The sequence below is a fragment of the Parasaccharibacter sp. TMW 2.1891 genome (assembly GCF_023337675.1).
Lineage (GTDB): Bacteria > Pseudomonadota > Alphaproteobacteria > Acetobacterales > Acetobacteraceae > Bombella > Bombella apis.
In genome coordinates this window covers 794,995-812,279 of record NZ_QORT01000001.1, presented here as the reverse complement: position 1 = coordinate 812,279, position 17,285 = coordinate 794,995, and the positions used below count along the sequence as shown (strand labels likewise).

General features: G+C 57.0%; 16 protein-coding genes and 1 tRNA gene. 8 read left to right on the top strand and 9 right to left on the bottom strand.

What is annotated here, in order from left to right; all coding sequences use genetic code 11:
- Positions 1 to 83: 83 nt before the first annotated feature.
- The 5 genes from DTJ15_RS03540 to DTJ15_RS03520 all read right to left on the bottom strand — a co-directional run bounded on the left by DTJ15_RS03540 (position 84) and on the right by DTJ15_RS03520 (position 4,584).
- Positions 84 to 341, bottom strand: coding sequence for an LPD7 domain-containing protein (locus tag DTJ15_RS03540; RefSeq protein ID WP_249109419.1), 258 nt, complete (start codon positions 339 to 341; stop codon positions 84 to 86).
- Positions 338 to 1,831, bottom strand: a complete 1,494-nt coding sequence (locus tag DTJ15_RS03535) for a relaxase/mobilization nuclease domain-containing protein (RefSeq protein WP_249109418.1) — start codon at positions 1,829 to 1,831, stop codon at positions 338 to 340. The genes DTJ15_RS03540 and DTJ15_RS03535 overlap by 4 nt, the downstream gene beginning before the upstream one ends.
- The gene (gene mobC, locus DTJ15_RS03530; protein ID WP_192848156.1) at positions 1,818 to 2,195 is read right to left on the bottom strand and encodes a plasmid mobilization relaxosome protein MobC; all 378 of its coding nucleotides are present in this window, start codon (positions 2,193 to 2,195) and stop codon (positions 1,818 to 1,820) included. The genes DTJ15_RS03535 and mobC overlap by 14 nt, the downstream gene beginning before the upstream one ends.
- 154 nt (positions 2,196 to 2,349) lie before the next feature.
- A complete protein-coding gene (locus tag DTJ15_RS03525; protein WP_249109417.1) occupies positions 2,350 to 3,264 on the bottom strand; it encodes a tyrosine-type recombinase/integrase in 915 nt (304 codons plus the stop codon).
- Positions 3,265 to 3,867: 603 nt separating this feature from the next.
- A complete protein-coding gene (locus DTJ15_RS03520; RefSeq protein ID WP_249109416.1) occupies positions 3,868 to 4,584 on the bottom strand; it encodes a site-specific integrase in 717 nt (238 codons plus the stop codon).
- 96 nt (positions 4,585 to 4,680) lie between these two features.
- Between DTJ15_RS03520 and DTJ15_RS03515 the strand changes: the two genes are divergently transcribed.
- Positions 4,681 to 5,103: a hypothetical protein gene (locus DTJ15_RS03515; protein ID WP_249109415.1), complete on the top strand. Its 423-nt coding sequence runs from the start codon at positions 4,681 to 4,683 to the stop codon at positions 5,101 to 5,103.
- A gap of 82 nt (positions 5,104 to 5,185) precedes the next feature.
- Here the strand turns inward: DTJ15_RS03515 and DTJ15_RS03510 are convergent.
- From DTJ15_RS03510 to DTJ15_RS03500, 3 genes are all read right to left on the bottom strand, one after another.
- A tRNA-Val gene (locus DTJ15_RS03510) sits at positions 5,186 to 5,260 on the bottom strand.
- Between the two features lie 89 nt (positions 5,261 to 5,349).
- A complete protein-coding gene (locus DTJ15_RS03505) occupies positions 5,350 to 7,239 on the bottom strand; it encodes a hypothetical protein (RefSeq protein WP_249109414.1) in 1,890 nt (629 codons plus the stop codon).
- A 4-nt stretch (positions 7,240 to 7,243) separates the two neighbouring features.
- Entirely contained in the window at positions 7,244 to 8,194 is a 951-nt protein-coding gene (locus tag DTJ15_RS03500) for a mitochondrial fission ELM1 family protein (protein ID WP_249109413.1), read from the bottom strand.
- A gap of 68 nt (positions 8,195 to 8,262) precedes the next feature.
- Between DTJ15_RS03500 and DTJ15_RS03495 the strand changes: the two genes are divergently transcribed.
- On the top strand, positions 8,263 to 9,420 hold the full coding sequence (locus DTJ15_RS03495) for a DEAD/DEAH box helicase (RefSeq protein ID WP_249109412.1): 1,158 nt from the start codon (positions 8,263 to 8,265) through the stop codon (positions 9,418 to 9,420).
- 58 nt (positions 9,421 to 9,478) lie between these two features.
- Here DTJ15_RS03495 and glyA read toward each other — a convergent pair whose 3' ends face one another.
- A complete protein-coding gene (gene glyA / locus DTJ15_RS03490; RefSeq protein ID WP_249109617.1) occupies positions 9,479 to 10,774 on the bottom strand; it encodes a serine hydroxymethyltransferase in 1,296 nt (431 codons plus the stop codon).
- 107 nt (positions 10,775 to 10,881) lie between these two features.
- Between glyA and DTJ15_RS03485 the strand changes: the two genes are divergently transcribed.
- The 6 genes from DTJ15_RS03485 (at position 10,882) to DTJ15_RS03460 (ending at position 17,108) form a co-directional block, all read left to right on the top strand.
- Positions 10,882 to 12,345 (top strand): APC family permease, encoded by a 1,464-nt coding sequence (locus DTJ15_RS03485; protein ID WP_249109411.1) that lies wholly within the window; start codon positions 10,882 to 10,884, stop codon positions 12,343 to 12,345.
- Positions 12,346 to 12,446: 101 nt separating this feature from the next.
- Positions 12,447 to 13,889, top strand: a complete 1,443-nt coding sequence (locus tag DTJ15_RS03480) for an APC family permease (protein ID WP_043560304.1) — start codon at positions 12,447 to 12,449, stop codon at positions 13,887 to 13,889.
- Between the two features lie 51 nt (positions 13,890 to 13,940).
- Positions 13,941 to 15,386: an amino acid permease gene (locus DTJ15_RS03475; protein WP_249109409.1), complete on the top strand. Its 1,446-nt coding sequence runs from the start codon at positions 13,941 to 13,943 to the stop codon at positions 15,384 to 15,386.
- 94 nt (positions 15,387 to 15,480) lie between these two features.
- A complete protein-coding gene (gene hemB, locus DTJ15_RS03470) occupies positions 15,481 to 16,476 on the top strand; it encodes a porphobilinogen synthase (RefSeq protein WP_249109408.1) in 996 nt (331 codons plus the stop codon).
- Positions 16,466 to 16,864, top strand: coding sequence for a YraN family protein (locus DTJ15_RS03465; protein WP_249109407.1), 399 nt, complete (start codon positions 16,466 to 16,468; stop codon positions 16,862 to 16,864). Before hemB ends, DTJ15_RS03465 begins: the two co-directional genes overlap by 11 nt.
- Positions 16,865 to 16,913: 49 nt before the next feature.
- Positions 16,914 to 17,108: a hypothetical protein gene (locus DTJ15_RS03460; RefSeq protein ID WP_249109406.1), complete on the top strand. Its 195-nt coding sequence runs from the start codon at positions 16,914 to 16,916 to the stop codon at positions 17,106 to 17,108.
- Positions 17,109 to 17,285: the final 177 nt, after the last annotated feature.

Genomic DNA, 17,285 nt, shown 5'->3' with positions numbered 1-17,285 from the left:
GCTCTGATCTGACAGAACTGACTGCATCATACTCATGCCAGATAGATAAGAAAAAAATTCCTCTCTTCAAGACCTAACAGGCCCTAAAGTCCAGGCGAACCCATCTCTTGCTCCATCCGGAGCGGCACTCCCCTTTCCTTCACGATCGCCACAAACTTGCGTTGCGCCCTCTCACTCAACTCATGATCGCACGGAATGCCATTCAGTCTGGCATGGATGGCAATCTCGTCCTTGAAGTCCTGCGAGCCTGTCACCTCGATGGCTGGCCATCCCTTGGCGATGGCTGAAAGCACGATCTCCCGTGCCGTAGCAGGCTGGATGGGGCTGGGAGGACAGGTCATGCGGTCCCATAATCCCTGAACTGCTCGCCATTCTTCAGCCTGATGCGGAGATGATCCGCCCCCATACCAACCCATGCCATCTGCCTGGCCCGCTCGATAAGCCTTTCATGCGGCTCGACAGGCTCTTCTGTCGAAAGGCCGTAATAACGGCGTATCAGCCTGGCCCGGTAAAGGGTGTTGCCCGATACAGGGTCCCTGATCTCGTTCCGGGGCAGAAGGTCGGCAAAATAAGCTGGATCAAGGCCCCGTCTCAGCCGCGTCCGGGCAATCAGTGACGCTTTTTTTGTGACGGGTTGCCGGAGCCGCCTGACCTGTTCCGCAAGAGAGCCTCTTCCAGCCGCGTCAGCCTCTCGGCGTTGCTCAGCTCCAGCTCCACCAGCTGGGCCAGCGTCTCTTGCAGAAGCTGGATAGGATCGTCCTGCTTTTCTCCCTGGTCCTGATTGAACAGGCCGAGCAATTCTTCTGCTGCGCTGGCAGCCCGGCTGCTTTGGTAGAGTGTCTTCTGGGAGTAGTTGATCAGTCTCTCCCCGGTTGTCGGCCCTTTCCTCTCGCTGGAGGGTGGTGTCCTTGAGGCGGGTGCCGGGGCTGGTGTCCTGTCCTGTGTCTTGCGGGCGGGCTGGGCTGTTTTGTTCGTGCTTTTGACCCTGTTCTGAGATTTGGGTGGCTTTCTGCCGAATAGTTTCATGATCTGTCTCCATGTAATGTTGAAAATCCTTGACGCGCCATCCTGTCAGGCGGTTGGCCGAACCGATCAGCCCACCCCCGGAATGGCAAATGATGTAACGGTCCGGCTTGTCACCCTTCCGGAGTTCCAGTCCCTCCGTCTTTAGGGCTGCCCTGAAGGCAGCGGGGCCGTCTACCTGCTGAAAAAGCGTCTTGATGTGCTGTTTCTCATCGGCAAGGTCACGTCCCAGTCTTTTGGCCTTCTGATGAGCCATGAGGGAGGTGCCGATGCCGGAATCCGGCAAGGCAGCCACAGATTCAGCGGCCTGCCTCTGGCCTGATTTCTTGAGATAGGCACAGACGGCTTTCCGGTGCCCGGGCTTCATGGGGGTGAGCTTGTGGCCGAGCTGCATTTCCAGAAGCCGGGCGCATTTCTCGTCTCGCAATTTGGAAAACCCCATATCCAGCTTTCGGCCCGTGACCGGGTCCACAAAGGGCACGACAACATGCCGATGCACCCGGCCCTTTTTCCTGTGCTCGATGATGCTGATCTCGCGACCTTCAAAATGATATTCCTGTGCCAGTCGTGTCAGACAGGTCTGCCAGTCCTTCGCCGTAAGTGTCTGGGTGGTATCGGGGGAGAGCTTGATATGCAGCACGCCCCGCTTGCTTCCGTGGGACCGGGCATCATCATAGGCAAAGCGGATGCTGTCCCGTGAGCCGGATACAAGCCGGATCGTCTCGTTATCCTCCGGCTTGCCGAGCAGGTGATGGATCAACCCTTCAGGGCCGGGAGCTGCCTTGAGCGCATCGCTATTGATGATCATGGGCTGATGTTCCGGCACGAGGCGTTCCGGTCAGTTTTTGCAATGCAGCATGGGCACTCCGGGCTGCCTGCCGGACCTCTTGCAGACAGGCTTCCACATCCTGCATCTGGCCCTGCTGGTGGCTGTAGCGTGTGAGCTGATTCAGGTTGTTGCCGATCCGTCCCAGCTCCGTACGCAGGGCGGCAAGCTCCGTGGCCAGCTCCCGGCCTGTGTCGCCAGTTCGGGCAGCCTGACTGGCCAGACTCCTCAACCAGCTGGACAGGGTTTTGTGACCTGCTCTGAGAGCCGCCATCCTCCATTGCCGGGCCTGCGTGGGCGTGATGCGTATGCCCATGCTGCTGCTTTGTTCTTTTATTCCCTTCATGCCGTTCCTCCGTGTTCAGGGGGTCCACGGGGGGAGTATCCCCCCTGGTCAGCTCTGATTTGTGCAACAAATCAGACCGCTGGCATAAAGTTACGGAAGGTCGGACACGAAACAGAAGAACATCGTTACATGAAGGAGAAATGCAGCTTCAAAATCACAGGCTGTCAGAGAGAGATGTGAAGAAATTTACAAGAAGGGATTTGGATTTTTTATCATTTCTGATGCGCTCAATCAGGTTCGCAAGAGCTGTCTGCTCTTTCTGGTCAGCTTCCAGCACGGCAGTATCGGAAGGAGGAGACGATCCCTGTTGCGCTGCCTGTCCGTCCCGGCCGTTCTGGACCTGTAACTGCTGCACGGTGTCATGAATATCCCGGGGACTGGCATGGGAGTAGCGGGCCAGGGAGCGTTCATCCTTGTGGCCGGTGTAGCTTTTGGTCAGGGTGCTGTTATAGCGACAGTCACGGGCAATGCGCGTTGTCGCCTCATGTCTCAGATCATGCAGACGAATGTCTTGCAACCCGGCTTCCCGTGCTGCCCTGGCAAATATCTTGCTGTATGTGGCTTCGGTTTGATAGCGGGTGAAAATGCGTGCTTCCGGGTCGGGTGCCCGGCCATGGACTGCCTTATAGTGCTGTCTCAAACGCTGAATCTGTTCACACGCTGCCCGGGTAAGCGTGCGGATTTGTCCGCCTTCCTCGTCGTCATGGGCCTCGGTCTTGTGATGGGGAAGCGTCAATCTGTAATTGGCAGGATCGACATCACCCCATGTCAGATTGAAGGTTTCCTGCCGCCTTGTGCCCTGATTGAGGGAAAAGGTGAAAAATTCCACGATATCGGAAGCATCCTGCGCGGGGATGTGGGACAGGATGGCGGCAAACTCGTCATCCATAACGCGGTGCTTTCGTTTCCTGTCAGCGCCCTTGAGTTTCCTGACGGTCTTTACGACATTTTCAAAATCGGCGTCATGCTCCTCATTGAGGTGATCAATGACGACGGAAAGCAGGTTGATGTATTTATTGACCGTCGCCCGGGAACGCGTTTTTCCCCTGAGTGGTCTTTTACCCTTCACGCGGGCCCGTCCCCGTAAAAAGGCTTGCCCTGCAGGCACCGTATAGGGAACCTGCATGTCCTTTCTGAATTTCGTGATGTCACTGCGTTGCAGGGCTTCCAGGGGGATGCGCAGAAGGGGAAATTGCTCCGGGTTCTGAAGCAGGAAGGCGATATAGCCCTGATAGCTGGTTTTTTCTCAGCCCGATAATGAAGGTCCAGTAGTCTCAGCCCGCTCTCCAGGGTCATTCCGCAAAATTTGACGCTGCCATGATCCCGGGATGAACGAAGCTTCAATTCCTCTTTCTGTGCAGCCTGCCAGCGCATGGCCGTCTTCAGGTTGTCCTGTAGGGTTCGTCCGGATGAGAAGGTTCTCTCATGACGCTTCCCCTGAAAGCTGAACCGTGCCTGAATGGCCGTCTTCCCCCGCTGGCGCATACCAGCGGGGAAAACAGTCCCTTCATATTTATTGGCAGGTCCAGGCAAGGCTTTTCCCCAGTTGTCTCAGACAAAATCTTTATTTGAGACAAAGGTATGGAATAATAAACTTACAAAAAAAGCACTTTTTTCAGTTTACCCTAAATTTCCGTTGCAGTTTGTTGAAGAAATGGATGCGCATTCATGGTTATTCATGCTGAATGGCATTCCTGGACATGAGCATGGCTATGCTGTTGGTGCTTGTATGGGTATAACGGGCCAGGGAGGCATCATCCCGATGGCCGGTAACACGCTTGATGAGGGAGGTATTATGACCACAGAGGGCAGCAATCCGCGTTGTGGCCTCATGCCGGAGGTCATGCAGGCGGATGTCTTCCAGTCCGGCCTCTTTGGTCGCGCGCCTGAAGGCAAGGCTGTAACCATCCACTCTCGCATAGGCATTGAAGACCTTTTGGGAGGCAGTAACACGGCCTGCCTCCTCCCTGAGCCGTAACAGCAGGTCCCGCGCCTTGCCGGTCATGACACGAACCTGCCCGCCAAGTTCCTGGTCGTAATTCATCGTCTTGTGTTTGGGAAAGCGAATGGCGTGATTGTCAAAATCGACGTCGCCCCAGGTCATGTTGAAGGCCTCTGAGCGTCTTGTGCCCTGATGGAAGCAGAAACAGATCAGGGCTGCCGCATGTCTGGCTGTGGGGCCTTTGAAATGCCGGAGGATGAGGGTCAGCTCCTCGTCACTGACGCGGCGGCTCCGGCGCTTGTCGGCATTCTTGATATGGGCGACGTAATCTGAAGAAGCATAGTTGGTCAGCTCAGCATCGTGTTCGCGATTCAGAAAATTGATGGCAACTTCAATCAACCCGATCCGTTTGTTGATCGTCGCAGCGCATAATCCCTTTTCCTTCATGCTTTCACGAAACTGGCGAATATGAACCGCGCGCAATGTGCCTAACTTGCACTGCACAAGGGGAAGCTTTTTCCAGCGTTTGAGGAACGAGGAAATATGGGACACGTAACTGACTTTCCCCTGTTCGATATGATACTGCCCAAATTTTCTCAGAAGATCAGCCACTGTCCATTCGGCAAACGGGGAAGACGAAGAAACAGTCTCCACAGGAACAGGATCAGCCAGTGGAACAACTGGCTGACCAACACCTTGTGGAACGTCCTGAGACGCCTTTTGAACGGCCTGCCAAGCGATGGCGGCATCCAGGTTGGTGAAAATATCGGAACTGTCAGAAAAACTCCTCGCGAGACGCCGACCCTGGACGCTAACGCGCGCTTCTATGGTCACACTCCCTCGCGGGCGGAGCCCTGCATGTTTTTCCAGACGACGTTTCAGCTTCTTCCGAGCTGCCACGGACAGGGCAATAAAAGCCATCCAAGCTTCTCCCTGACCCACTCTTATGACCACAAAAACGGTTAAACCTGGGTCAAATTTGGGTCAATCACTAAGAGATGCTCTGTCTCGGGATAGTGAAAAACGGCAGTTTTCTGGGAAAAAAGCGTGGTGGATGCGACAGGGATTGAACCTGTGACCCCTGCCGTGTGAAGGCAGTGCTCTACCGCTGAGCTACGCATCCGTCTCTTTGGATGAGCGCTTTATACCGCTCTCCCCCGGCGCTTGCAAGAGCAATAAGGGAGAACGGTACAGATTATTTCAATAACCCTCTCAAAAACCAAACATGTGATCCAGAGAGAAACTCCCAACGCCATTCTCCAGCCCATGATACCCGAACAGACGGCAGGTCAGGTCCCGTATGAGAACATACCCCCCCTCTCCTGCCTTCTGTAACAGCTCCGCATCAAAAAGCTCATGAGGCTTCAGAAGCCAGGAGCCGGAAGGCTGGATACTGATGGTCTCCTGCGCCACTTCAGCCCCATTGGCAGCGTGAAGATGCAGACAGGTCCTGGAAGGCTGACGCCCATCCCGCAGGGACGTGGGATAGATCAGATGGCAGAAGCTTTTCAGGGTAACACCATCAAGCTTCTGCCCCAGCTTCAGGAACAGCCGGGTGGTCAGGCCCGGCGGTGGACCTGCATAAGACTGCGGCTCATTCCGCCAGGTCATCATGGTGTTGAAAATATGTCCGCCAAAACTGGTTTCGGCGGCATGATCTGTCCCGATATGGCGATAACGCATCAGCGCATGAGGCCAGCCATCTCCCTCCCCCCCATCACGGAAATCATAGACCAGCTCCGCATGACCGGGCTGATTCATCAGTTCATGCAGGGCCACGGCTCCCTGATGATTCCGGGGCAGCTTACCCAGAAAATGACTGCCACAGCTCTGGCCTGCTTCATCAAACAAATCCAGCCTCATCGGCAGGCTCTCCAGGGCTTCCGACATGGGGGTCGGCTGGACGAAACTCGTATAGATGGCCGGGTCCGGCACCGGAAAAGGCAGAACGAAACCACGCCCAAGCAACGGGGACATCGTGCGGATTGCCGGGTCCGGCAGCAGGTCGGCACGCTCAACATTCATATGGGCAATACGGGTCCGGCCCCTCTGCACAACCTCATAGCGGGGCCGCACCAGATGCTGCCCGGAACGAAGTTCAAGCTGGGCTGGCCATTCCAGATCAGGAAACAACGCTCCCACATCAACAGCGACCGTCTCATAAGGTCCGATAACCTGCTTTACCGCACGATGCTCTTCCTCGCCCATCGGGTTCAGCGTGATCGCCCCTGACGGAATGGCCGTGCCATGACTGTTCTGTATCCAGAGGCGGACCGTCTCCTCGTCGTCTGGAGCTGGCAATGTGGCAAACCGCATGGAAGGCCAGGCATTGGCATCATGGGTAACAGACAGGCTGGGATCACCATTCCGGCCAAAACTGTCCAGCGCATATTTCACGACATCATGGCCTTTCGCCCCGATGACATGAATGAAAAGCTGTCCAACAAAATCTGGCAGGCCAAACTGTTTCTTCACCGTGCGGCTGTCAATCACTACACCCGCATCAGCCTCTTCCACCTCCTCAAACCATTCAGCCAGAACGTGACCAGTAACATCAAAGAGCCGCAACCAATAGCGGATCGTTTCTGCACCATAATTCGACCAATAATTCGCCGTAACCAGCCTGGTGCTGAACTGTTCAGTCTCCCGGAAAAAGGCAAAATTGGTCGCAAAATTGCATTTGTCCAGATAAGGCCGCCGGTAAGGCAGAAATTTATCCGGCAACCGCGCATCCCCCAGAGTATGAAGAGGCTTCCCTCCGAGAAATCCCCCAAGACGGGACCGCATCCTGGTATCATCAAAAGACAGGGCCAGGACCGCATCCACATCAATCTCGGCAATGTGGACGACAGCCTTTTTCTGCCCGCCAAATCCATCAGGCTGCCCGACCTGCTCGCTATCATGCGTCAGGATGACGGAAGGCTGAAGAGCAGGATACAGCCCGCATACTGTCGGCAGGTACCCCTCCGGGTCATAAACGGCAAGAGAGCAGTGCTGAAGCGTCTGCTCCAGCTCTTTCATTCCCTCTACAACCAGAGGGTGAGACAAAGCCTTATAAAGGACGTTCCCCCCCTGCGGGCCAAATGTCTTGATATCCAGCATTGGGTCATCCTTCCTGATTGAACTGAATACGGCGATGTATTTCTTCTGCTGCCAGAGAAGTATCGTCAAGTCTTTTACAAGGAGAAAACGAAACGTTTCTTAAAGAAGACTGCACACGTCCCTCTTTTTCAAGTATCTTGACGAACCTCTCAAGCCTTGAAGACCGACCCTTCAATGGCAGAATACAGACAGGGCGATCCGTCGCCACTGCTTCGGAGATCATGGATACACTATCCTGCGTCACAGCCAGAGCATCAGCGCAGGCCAGCAGTCCCATATAAGGATTCTCATTCCCTTTTCCTTCCATCACGACACCCCCCAGAGGCCTCAGGCGCTCCCGCAGCACCTCCAAAGCCTGCCGTGATGTCCGTCTGGATGGTGTCAGCACGCAGCGAACACCAGTTACCTGCATGAAACCGGCCAGCTTCTCCGACAGGACCGCAGCTTCGGCCTCTTCCAACCTGTACCGCCCATTGGAGCCACCCAGAAGCACCCCCAACACCTTTTCTGCCCCTGCCCGGATACGATCCTTCCACAGCTTGCCAGCTTCTTCCAGACGGGCCGGTGTAACATCATGCATGGCTGTACGGACTGAAAGCACATTCGGCCCCTCAAGCCGGTCATGCTGACTGGCCACGACAAGAGCAAAGGGGGAGAGTTTCGCTCGTGGGTGCTGTATCTGCACTACTGGCAGACCGTACCGTTTTCCGAGAGCCGCCCCGGCCACACCGCCCTTTCCACCCACGCTGATGATGAGACGGGTTGCAGAAGAAAGGCTGAATGGGGCAAAAAGACCCAGAGAATGCGGCCAGAAACGGACGGACAGACGTGAGACCAGCCTTCCCCTGTTGGTGATGACAGGATGGAACTCCCACGAAAAACCCGTCCGCTCTGCCAGCCCTCGCCCCTGGGATCTCATTCCGGCGAAATCTTCAGCTATGATGGCTGCATGCATTCCTGATCTCCTGCGGGTATGGTCCCGTGCATCACATCGACATCCCTCTTCTGGCAAGAACAGCATTCATGACACAAACAGATTTTACAGACCTCGGCCTTTCAGACGAGCTGGCACAGGCCGCCCGGAAAGCAGGCATGGCCAGACCAACCCCCATACAGCAGCAGGGCATCCCCCCCCTTCTGGCGGGGCGTGACGTTCTCCTGCCCGGCCAGACCGGCACGGGCAAGACGGCAGCTTTCGTCCTGCCCGCCCTCCAGAAACTGGCCAGCCTCAAGCAGGACGGAACTGCCGGGTCCATTCCACGGGTCCTGATCCTAGAGCCAACCCGTGACCTCGCCATGCAGACAGCCGGGGTCTGCCGTCAGCTGGGCCGTCAACTTCCCCTCCGCACGCGGGTCATCTGTGGCGGCGTGCCCCGTGATCAGCAGTCACGCTCACTGGAACAGGGAGCCGACATCATCGTCGCTACACATGGCCGCCTTCTGGACTTCGTGGAGAAAGGCGAACTGTCGCTGGAACACATCATCTATCTGGTGCTGGATGAGGCTGACCGTCTTCTGGATGAAGAATTCTCCGCCAGCATGACGGCTCTCGTGCCCTATATCGCCGACCGGCCCCAGACCATCTTCTGTTCCGCCACGCTGCCGGAACCTGTCATGACACTGGCCAAACAGGTCACGAAAGACCCCGTGCGGGTGGAACCCGGCGAGGAAGAGGTCACGCCACGGCGCATCCGCCAGCAGGCCCTGTTCATCACCGAGGCGCAGAAAGACTCCCTGCTCCTGACACTTCTGGAACGGTCAGGAGCACAGGTAAAAGACGGAACGGGTCGAAGCATCATCTTCACGAAGACGAAGCAGAAAGCCGATTCCGTCGCAAAACTCCTGAGAAAAACCGGATACAGGGCCATTGCCCTGCATGGCGGGCAGACGCAGGGAGACCGCAAAAAGACTCTGGACCGCTACCAGAATCAGACCGGGTCCATCCTCGTGACAACGGACATTGCCGCCCGCGGACTTGATATTGACGACATCCAGCTCGTCGTGAACATGGACCTGCCCCAGACGCCAGAACTCTACATTCACCGCATCGGCCGGACAGCCCGCGCGGGAAAGCAGGGGCGGGCCGTCACGTTCGCCACGCTGGAAGAACGGACCCGCCTGCGGGATATTGAGAAGCACATCCAGTACCGCATCCGCATCATCACGACGGAAACGCTATAGAACGGCCTTCCTGCCGGGGGCTGACTTGCACGCCCTCCCCCGGCAGAACTGAACATGATCAGGCAGACGCACGATCATAGATCGGGAAGCGAGCACACAGCTCCTTCACATCCTTGCGGATACGCTCGAAGGTAGCGTCATCATTCTCATCAGCGCTCAGCACGGCATCAATCATGCGAGCCACCTGACGGAACTCTGCCTCACCGAAACCACGGGCCGTGGCGGCCGGGCTGCCCAGACGCACGCCAGAGGTGACGAACGGCTTTTCAGGATCGAACGGCACGGCATTCTTGTTGGCGGTGATGCCAGCACGTTCCATAAGGGCCTCGGCCTTCTTGCCGGTCACCTTCTTGGGGCGCAGGTCCACCAGCACAAGATGAGTATCCGTACCACCCGTCACGATATCGAACCCACATTTCAGCAGCTCGTCAGCCAGCGCACGGGCATTTGCCTGCACACGCTGCTGATATTCCTTGAACTCACCCTGCAGGGCCTCACCGAAAGCTACAGCCTTACCGGCGATGACGTGCATCAATGGGCCACCCTGGAGACCAGGGAACACCGCAGAGTTGATCTTCTTGGCAATATCCGCATCGTTGGTCATGATGATACCACCACGGGGGCCACGCAGCGTCTTGTGTGTCGTGGAAGTTGTGATATCAGCGTGAGGAACCGGGCTGGGATAGAGGCCAGCCGCCACAAGCCCGGCGAAATGGGCCATGTCCACCATCAGATAGGCACCGACCTCATCAGCAATCTTGCGGAAACGGGGGAAGTCGATCACGCGGGGATAGGCCGAGCTGCCCGCCACAATGATGCGGGGTTTGTGCTCACGGGCCAGACGCTCCATCTCCTCGTAATCGAGCAGGCCGTCCTCGCCACGCACGCCGTACTGGACAGCCTTGAACCATTTGCCGGAATAGTTCGGGGCTGCACCGTGGGTCAGGTGGCCACCGGCGGCAAGGCTCATGCCGAGGATGGTGTCACCCGGCTTTGCCAGTGCCATGAAGGCCGCCTGATTGGCGTTGGCACCGGAATGGGGTTGGACATTGACGAATTCAGCACCGAAAATTTTCTTCAGACGGTCAATGGCAAGATTCTCGACCTTGTCCACATCAACGCAGCCACCATAATAGCGGCGACCCGGCAGACCCTCGGCATATTTGTTGGTCAGGACGGACCCCTGAGCCTCCATTACGGCGAAAGACGCCATGTTCTCAGAAGCGATCAGCTCGATGCCATCCTGCTGGCGTTCAAGCTCGGCATTCAGGATCGCACTGACTTCATGATCCCTCTCCTTGAGGGGGGCATGAAAGAAAGAATGCAGACCGGCCTGATTGGTGCTTTTGGACATTGTCATCCATCTCCCGCAAAAAAACTCTTTTCTTTCTATAGGCGCGAGAGCTAAGCGCGTCTATCGTCGCAGGTTAATTACGTTTAAAAAATGCGAGAGACCCACCAATGACCTTGCCCTTCTGGCAGACCAAACAAGTCCCCCCTCCAGAAAGTCAGAACAGTGGACTGAAAAGGGTGTTCGGCCCCTGGCGTCTCATCGCCATGGGTGTTGGCGTCACCGTTGGCACGGGTCTCTTTTCCCTTACAGGCGTTGCTGCCGGACAGAATGCCGGCCCGGCAGTCATCATCTCTTTCCTCATCGCCGCCATCGCCGCCAGCTTCGCTGGGCTCTGCTATGCCGAGCTGGCCGGGATGCTGCCCTCCGGCGGGTCCGCCTATGCCTACGCCTACGCCGGACTGGGTGAAATTGTCGCCTGGATCATCGGCTGGGACCTGATTCTGGAATATACGGTCGGGGCGGCGGCCGTCGCCTCCAGTGCTTCGGGCTACATCGCCTCCCTGCTGAAGGGATGGAACATCATCATTGACCCGAGACTGCTTGCACCACCAATGACGGATGTCGTCATGCCGGATGGTCACACCGCCCATGCGTGGTGCAACGCACCGGGAATGTTGCTTCTCTTCATCATCACCCTGATGCTGATGCGGGGCACAAACTTCTCCGTCCGTCTCAACTCGCTGGTCGTGCTGGTAAAGATTCTCGTCATCATCGGCCTGATCATCGTCTGCACGCCTTTTGTCGATGCCAGCAATTTCCACCCCTTCATCCCGGCCAATACGGGGAAATTCGGAGAATTCGGGATCAGCGGCATCATGCGGGCTGCTGGCATGGCCTTTTTTGCCTATGTGGGCATCGACATCGTGTCCACCGCCGCACAGGACACGAAGAACCCCCAGCGCAACATGCCGATCGGCATTCTGGGGAGCCTGCTGACCTGTGCTGTCATCTATGTCGTTTTCTCCACCATCCTTCTTGGTGTGGTGGACTATCGTGCCCTCGCCCATGACCCCAGCCCCGTTGCCACGGCCATGGACAAGATTCATATGCCATGGATGGCCGTGCTGGTGAAAATCGGCATCACCTTCGGTTTCATCTCCGTGCTGTTCGGCCTGCTCATCGGGCAGAGCCGGATTGCCATGAACATGGCCGATGACGGCCTTCTGCCCCCCTTCCTTGCCAGACTGCACAAAGGCACCAGCACGCCCTGGACGGCCCATATCATCACTGCGGCAACGGCCGCCGTGCTGACGGGCTGCGTCCCCATCGCCACGTTGGGGGAGATGACCTCCATCGGCACCCTGCTCGCCTTCGTCATCGTCTGTGCCGGCGTGACGGCCCTGCGCTTCCGGGCACCGGAGGCACCACGCAGCTTCCAGGTGCCGGGCGGGCCGTTCGCCGTGCCCCTGCTGGGGATCATTTCCTGCGGGATCGTCATGGTATCCATGAGCCCGCTCACATGGATGCGTCTGATCCTCTGGCTGGCAGTCGGCTTCTGCGTCTATTTCGCTTATGGCATCAGGAAAAGTAGACTACGCAATAATTCTACAAAACAGGGTGGAAATTTATAATATTCTTCCATAGAAGAGAGATCACCCTGGATGCGGTTCCCCGCAAAGGATACCGCATCCGGGGCAGACCAGAAACGACCGGACATGAGATCTTCTTCCCCATGATGTCATCCCTGTGGCGCAAAAAGGCCATCACCTCTTCCACTCCTCCATCCACCGGACTGAAGCGCATCTTCGGGACGTGGCAGCTCATCGCCATTGGAGTGGGTGTAACCATAGGGGCCGGTCTTTTTTCCCTCACAGGTGTGGCAGCAGGACTTTATGCCGGCCCGGCCATTCCGCTCGCCTTCCTCATCGCTGCGGTTGCCGCCAGCTTTGCCGGTCTCTGCTATGCCGAACTGGCAGGCATGATCCCCTCTGGCGGATCGGCCTACTCCTACGCCTATGCCGCCCTCGGTGAATTCGTTGCCTGGGTCATCGGGTGGGACCTGATCCTTGAATATACCGTCAGCACGGCGGCCGTCGCCTCCAGCTGGTCCGGCTACATGACCTCCTTTCTCCGGGATTGGGGCATTGTCATCGATCCACGGCTCCTGAACCCGCCCATGACGCTGGTTGAACTGCCCGACGGCCACAAGGCCCATGCGTGGTTCAATGCTCCCTGCCTGTTCATCCTCTGGCTGGTCACCATCATGCTGACACGGGGCATGAAAGAATCCTCCTGGATGAATGCGCTCATCGTGGGCATCAAAATCTGCGTGCTGGTCGGCCTGACCGTTGCCTGCATCCCCTATGTCCAACTGGCCCATTTTCATCCCTTCATCCCCCCCAACGGAGGACATTATGGGGATTTTGGCTTCAGTGGTGTCATGCGGGCAGCCGGGATGGCCTTTCTCGCCTATATCGGGTTCGACATCGTCTCCACGGCGGCGCAGGACACAAAGAACCCCCAGCGTTCCATGCCCTTCGCCATCCTGGGCAGCCAGATCATCTGTGCAACCGTCTATGTCATCGTATCGGCCGTGCTGGTTGGCGTGGTGGACTACCACCACTTCGCCCATGACCCCAGCCCCGTGGCTACCGTCATGGATGTCGTCAACATCCCATGGCTCAGCCTGCTCATCAAAGGCGGCATCTGTCTGGGCTATGTGTCTGTCGTCTATGGCCTGCTGATGGGCCAGAGCCGCATCCTGATGAGCATGTCCCAGGATGGCCTGCTGCCCACCTTCTTCCGCCGGATGCACCCGAAAAGCCATACGCCGGTGCCCAGCCACATGCTCAGCTTCCTTGTCAGTGGCGTACTGGCCTGCTGCCTGCCCATCAATGTGCTGGCCAACATGGCATCCATCGGAACCCTGACAGCCTTCGTGATTGTCTGCGCAGGTGTCATCGCCCTGCGTTTCACATCTCCCGATGCACCCCGCACCTTTCGCCTGCCCGGAGGGCCGCTTCTGATCCCCTGCCTGGGCATCATCTCCTGCGGCAGTGTCATGCTCTCCATGAGCCTGATCACATGGATGCGTCTAATTATCTGGTTGGTCATTGGTGCTGTCATCTATTTCGCTTATAGCATACGGCACAGTCATCTCAGGACGAACGGCTGAACGGCCGTCCTCCTGTTCTGGACGATACCGAAACATCGTGGAGCAAAGTACATGAGACGGCCTTTCTGGCGTACCAAACCAATATCCCAGGCGGCAGCCCCCGAAACAGGGCTACATCGTGTACTGGGGCCGTGGCAGCTGATTGCCCTGGGTGTTGGTGTCACTGTCGGTGCTGGCCTGTTCTCCATGACGGGCGTGGCCGCAGGGCAGTATGCCGGCCCTGCCGTGACGCTTTCCTTCATGATCGCCGCAATTGCCTGCGCTTTTGCCGGTCTCTGCTATGCCGAACTCGCCGGAATGATTCCCGAGGCCGGGTCCGCCTACACCTACGCCTATACCTCCATGGGGGAAGGCATCGCCTGGATCATCGGCTGGGATCTTATCCTGGAATATACAGTAAACGCTTCCACGGTAGCAGCCAGCTGGTCAGGCTATTTTGCCAGCCTGATGCATGAAATCGGCATTTCGCTGGATCCCCGCCTGCTGGCCCCTACCGGTGCCTCCATCATGACGTCGGACGGACAGTTCGTCCGCGCCTGGTTCAATGCTCCTGCCGTCTTCATCATCTGCGCCGTCACCTGCCTGCTGATGTGTGGCACCAGAGGCTCCAGCAAGATCAACATGGCCATCGTGGCTCTCAAGCTGCTGATTATCGGAAGCGTGACGGTCATCTGCCTGCCACACATCAGCGCTGCCAACCTGCACCCTTTCATTCCGGCCAATACAGGGCAGTTCGGACAGTTCGGCGCAAGTGGCGTGATGCGGGCTGCGGGGCTCATTTTCTTCGCCTATATCGGTTTTGATATTGTCTCCACAGCGGCACAGGACAGCCACAACCCCCAGCGCAACATCCCCCTGAGCGTATTGGGCAGCCTGGTACTGGCCGCCGTCATCTACGCCATTTTTTCCTTCGTGATTGTCGGTGTCGTCAATTACCAGGCCATGCTGCATGACCCCAACCCGGTCGCCACGGTCCTGCACAGCCTGCATATCCCCTGGTTCTCTGCCCTCATAACCTTCGGCATAGCCTTGGGGTATATCTCCGTCATCTATGGGCTGCTCATGGGCCAAAGCCGCATCTGTCTCTCCATGGCCAGAGACGGCCTTCTGCCCTCCCTCTTCGAAACCCTGAACAGACGCAGCCGGACACCGTGGTCCTCACATATCATCACAGCCGTGGTGGCGAGCATTCTGGCAGCCTGCCTGCCCATCGACATCCTTGGCAAGATGACCTCCATCGGGACACTGCTCGCCTTCATCATTGTCTGTTTCGGTGTAATGGTCCTGCGCCTCCGTCAACCGAATGCCGTGCGTCGCTTCAAGACACCGGGGGGGCCATTCCTCGTCCCCATCCTCGGTATCCTGTCCTGCGGAACCGTCATGCTTTCCATGGACATCATGACATGGATCAGGCTGGCCCTCTGGCTCCTGGTCGGCCTTGGAATCTACGCCGTTTATGGTCTGCACCGCAGCCGCCTCAAACATACACGCCACTGAAAGCCACCATCTCCTCCATGAAGCCACCCTCCTGCGAGGGTGGCTTTTTTTAAGGGGTCTGGTCATACGGGATTTCAACAGGCATCATGCCTGCATGATGATACATTCTTTTCCCCACACCCGCCTGCGTCGCAATCGTCACGACGACGCCACACGCCGCCTTGTCAGCGAAACACACCTGCATGTCGATAATCTGATCTGGCCAATTTTTGTCTGTGAGGGCGAAAAACAGCGTCAGAAAGTACAGGCCATGCCGGGCGTGGAACGTGTGAGTCTCGATCTGCTAGCGGAGCATGTCCGCCCCGCTGTCGAGCTGGGCATACCAGCTGTCGCTCTCTTCCCCGTCACACCCATGGAAAAACGTGACGAGATGGGAACGGAAGCCCTGAACCCCAGCAACCTGATGTGCCGTGCTGCCCGGATACTGAAAGCCGCCTATCCCGGGCTTGCTCTCGTCGGGGATGTGGCTCTGGACCCCTACACCTCCCACGGGCATGATGGCCTAGTACGGGATGGACAGATTCTGAATGATGAGTCCGTCGAGGTTCTTCGCAAACAGGCCCTCAACCAGGCAGAGGCCGGCATCGACATCATTGCTCCCTCCGACATGATGGATGGGCGCGTCCGGGCCATCCGCTCCACGCTGGATGAAAATGGGTACCAGACAACCCGCATCATGGCCTATGCAGCCAAGTATGCATCTGCATTCTACGGTCCGTTCCGCAACGCTCTGGGCTCCGATGCCCTGCTCGGCGGAGACAAGAAAAGCTACCAGATGGACCCCGCCAATAGTGATGAAGCCCTGCGTGAAGTCGCCATGGACCTCGCAGAAGGGGCCGACATGATCATGGTCAAACCAGGGATGCCTTATCTGGACATCATCCGCCGGGTGCGTGACAGTTTTGCCGCACCGACATTCGCCTACCAGGTCTCCGGTGAATATTCCATGATCATGGCCGCCATTGAGAATGGCTGGCTGGACCGTGAGAAGACCATTCTGGAAAGCCTCATCGCGTTCCGCCGGGCTGGCTGCCATGGCATCCTGACCTATTTCGCTGTTGAAGCGGCACGTCTGCTGCGTGGTCGTTAAGCCACGCTTTGCCCCCTCTCCTCTCCGTAGGAGACGGGGAAGCCTTGCCCATAAGGCAGGCCTTGAGGCGGAAAAATTAGCTGAAGATTATATCCATCACCAAGGCTTTACAATCTTAACCCGCCGCTATCGCACAGCTTATGGTGAGATTGACCTGCTTGCAGCCAATGATGATTACTTACTCGCCATTGAAGTCAAACAACGTACAACCCTAAGCGAAGCCCGGTACGCCGTGTCCACACGTCAAAGCCAGAGGTTATTGCGGGCGTTTCAACTCGTCATTGAAACCCATCCAGAATGGCAACGGGAAAGTACGCGCTTTGATGTCATCATCATTGATATAGCTGGTGAGATTGACCACATCCGAGATGCGCTACGACTTACTTAAAGCATCAAAAAAAGCCTCATCACGCACATGATGAAGCTTTTGATAGTAGATGAAAGGCAAGAGACGCATCACCCACGGTGACGATGAGTTACCCCCCCGTGCCTTGCAGCAGTATGACTATAATAGGACACATTCCGCACTGCTACAGCATGATGACGATGGGTGGCTGCAACGCGGCTCCCCAAAACATGCCCCCGCCATGAATGACGAGCAGCATGCTGGAATGCTGAAGGAGGCGCAATGAGGGCATCAAATGTTAATTTACCCGCTTCATGCTCTGTCAAAACACGCTCAGCATGAGCTGGAGCCAGCGTTACACCAGCTAAGCCCAGAAGGCCAAAAATAGCCCCCCTTTGTACGGGATATCTTCATCTATCGCCCCTTCTCACACCCCATCCGCTTAGAGGGGATAACGCATCTC

Coding starts and splice junctions, on each gene's coding strand:
- DTJ15_RS03540 (WP_249109419.1), bottom strand. CDS start 341: ATGACCTGTCCTCCCAGCCCCATCCAGCCTGCTACGGCACGGGAGATC.
- DTJ15_RS03535 (WP_249109418.1), bottom strand. CDS start 1,831: ATGATCATCAATAGCGATGCGCTCAAGGCAGCTCCCGGCCCTGAAGGG.
- mobC (WP_192848156.1), bottom strand. CDS start 2,195: ATGAAGGGAATAAAAGAACAAAGCAGCAGCATGGGCATACGCATCACG.
- DTJ15_RS03520 (WP_249109416.1), bottom strand. CDS start 4,584: ATGAAGGAAAAGGGATTATGCGCTGCGACGATCAACAAACGGATCGGG.
- DTJ15_RS03515 (WP_249109415.1), top strand. CDS start 4,681: ATGGGACACGTAACTGACTTTCCCCTGTTCGATATGATACTGCCCAAA.
- DTJ15_RS03505 (WP_249109414.1), bottom strand. CDS start 7,239: ATGCTGGATATCAAGACATTTGGCCCGCAGGGGGGGAACGTCCTTTAT.
- DTJ15_RS03500 (WP_249109413.1), bottom strand. CDS start 8,194: ATGCATGCAGCCATCATAGCTGAAGATTTCGCCGGAATGAGATCCCAG.
- DTJ15_RS03495 (WP_249109412.1), top strand. CDS start 8,263: ATGACACAAACAGATTTTACAGACCTCGGCCTTTCAGACGAGCTGGCA.
- glyA (WP_249109617.1), bottom strand. CDS start 10,774: ATGTCCAAAAGCACCAATCAGGCCGGTCTGCATTCTTTCTTTCATGCC.
- DTJ15_RS03485 (WP_249109411.1), top strand. CDS start 10,882: ATGACCTTGCCCTTCTGGCAGACCAAACAAGTCCCCCCTCCAGAAAGT.
- DTJ15_RS03480 (WP_043560304.1), top strand. CDS start 12,447: ATGATGTCATCCCTGTGGCGCAAAAAGGCCATCACCTCTTCCACTCCT.
- DTJ15_RS03475 (WP_249109409.1), top strand. CDS start 13,941: ATGAGACGGCCTTTCTGGCGTACCAAACCAATATCCCAGGCGGCAGCC.
- hemB (WP_249109408.1), top strand. CDS start 15,481: ATGATGATACATTCTTTTCCCCACACCCGCCTGCGTCGCAATCGTCAC.
- DTJ15_RS03460 (WP_249109406.1), top strand. CDS start 16,914: ATGAAAGGCAAGAGACGCATCACCCACGGTGACGATGAGTTACCCCCC.